Source organism: Xylanibacter sp., assembly GCF_057607445.1.
The window spans coordinates 1-2,123 of record NZ_DBLZAX010000042.1 but is presented as its reverse complement, the minus strand read 5'-3'; the positions used below and the strand labels follow the sequence as shown (position 1 = coordinate 2,123).

1 protein-coding gene is annotated in these 2,123 nt (G+C 46.0%); it reads right to left on the bottom strand.

The window, feature by feature from the left end; translation table 11 throughout:
• The coding region (locus ACZMIG_RS14685; protein ID WP_487889760.1) for an outer membrane beta-barrel protein at positions 1 to 2,123 on the bottom strand (2,123 nt) is incomplete at both ends.

Sequence of the window (2,123 nt, the reverse complement as noted above, 5' to 3'; positions counted from 1 at the left end):
AGTTTCTTTGTGTTGTAGAGTATGTTTTCGTACAGAAGGCTCACGTTCATCTTTCCTTTCATCAGCGACACATATCCGCTGACGTCCATTTTGAACCTCGCGTTATTCTCGTAGCTTTCGGTCCTGTTTTTGCTCGATGCTGTCATGTTAAGCGTAAGTCCTAAATACTTGTTTATCTTGAAGTCGTTGTTGCTTCTGAACGTAAAAGTTCCGTGGTTAATCTTGTTCTCACCGCTGCGTGAATGTCTGTATAGATATGCAATGCTGGTATTTGTGTGCCAGAAGCTGAATATACGCCCTGTATAGTTCATCGTGAGCGACTGCTGCATGCTGTAGGCAGAGTTTTCAGGCCTGGTGTAATATACGCCCGGGCGGTTTTCGTCTTTATGCATGATTACGCTCACAATGTCGCTTCCGTAGCTCATGCTATATGAGAAAGATAAACGTCTGTTTAAAGAGAAATACAGTTCTACATCGTCATACACTTCCTTTTTAAGATCCGTGTTGCCTATGCTGTAGAGGTCGTCTCCCTGCCATGTCACGTTCGGAATACGGTAGCCGTAGTTGGGCAGATAGAACATGCGACGATAGCTGATGTTCAAATATCTCATCTTGTTTTCGTCGATGGTCCACTGTCCTGACAGAGAGGGGCATATTCCGTCCTGCCATCTCTCAAAGTTGTTTGAGCTGTCAAGATAATCCTTGTATTTCTCGTTCGTTCCGCTGTATCTCATCCCGAACTTCAAGAACAGCGACTTGCTCGGTATCAGGCTGTATTCAGCCCATGCAGAATAGTAATCCTGATTCAGACAAAACTTGCCGTCATCTATATATGACATCGTCTTTGTGCCGCGGTTGTTGTTCATGTTGGACATATAGTAATACTCAAGGCCGGCTGTCAGGTTCATATTGTCGTTAAACTTGAAATGGGCGTATGGTGATACAGTCACAAAGTCGATGTCATAGTTCTGCCTGGCATTGTCAAACATCCCGTTTGTGTTATATTCCTGACCGTTGTCATATTTGTTTTTTGAATAGTCTATACGCATGTTCAAGAAGTTTTCACCTCCGTTGCCCAGTCCCTTGCGGTATTGTGTGCCTATGCTGTATGCATGACTGATGGGCTTAGTCTCTATATTGAGAGTGTCGTTTCCGCTAATGCTGTTCTTTGACGTTCTGTTCCAGCTTGCCGACACTCCGCCGTACAGGTCTATCCTGTCTGTCTTGTTGAAGGCGTATCTCAGCGACAGGTTGTCGCCAAAAATCCTGTATCTGGTTGTGTTGTGCTTATATGTGTAAGAGTCGTCGCTGCTGTTATATTCCTTTGTGAGGATGTCAGGATATTTCCCGTACTCAAAGGCCGTCAGATAGTTGTTAAGCGTAAATTTTCCCTTGGTGTAAAGCAGGTTCAGCCTCGGCGATTCGCCGTACAGATCCTCGGTGTTCATACCTCCGTATACGGTTGCCGAGCCTATGAGGCCTCCTTCTTGCCTAAGATGTATTTTCACCACTCCGCCCGTAGCCTTCTCGCCATACGAGCCGTCGGCAAACGGAATTATCTCAATGTCTTCAATCATTGAAGGCGGTATCGACTTGAGCTGGTCGAAACTTATCTTTCTGTCTTCCAGATAGATAAGGGTATTCTGCTTTCCGTTCAGGCTCAGACTGCTTTCCGTAACATCTATGCCACGCACATATTTAAGAAAATCTTGTGTGCTCTTTCCCTTTGTCAGCGGATTTCCTTTCACTTTCACAATGGTTTCGCCCGTACGTTTCTGCCTGGTGTAGTTGGCCATCACGGTTATGCCTTCGAGCATCTCGGCCGAGTCGTCCATGCGTATATTCCCCAAGTCTGTATTGCCTTTCACAGTTATGTCGCTTATGTAGTCGGCAAGTCCGATATATGTTATCTTCAGCTCGTAATTGCCGTTGTCAAGGGCGCTGAACGAGAACACTCCATTGTCGTCAGCCACAGTCTGCCGTCTGAACGCACTGTCGCCGGCCATGCTTAAAGTTACACTTGCACGCATCACAGCCATGCCTTCTTTGTCTACAACACGGCCAGTCATGCCATACTTGTTTTCCTGAGCGCCCGAACCTACAGATATCAAGGCGAAAATTAT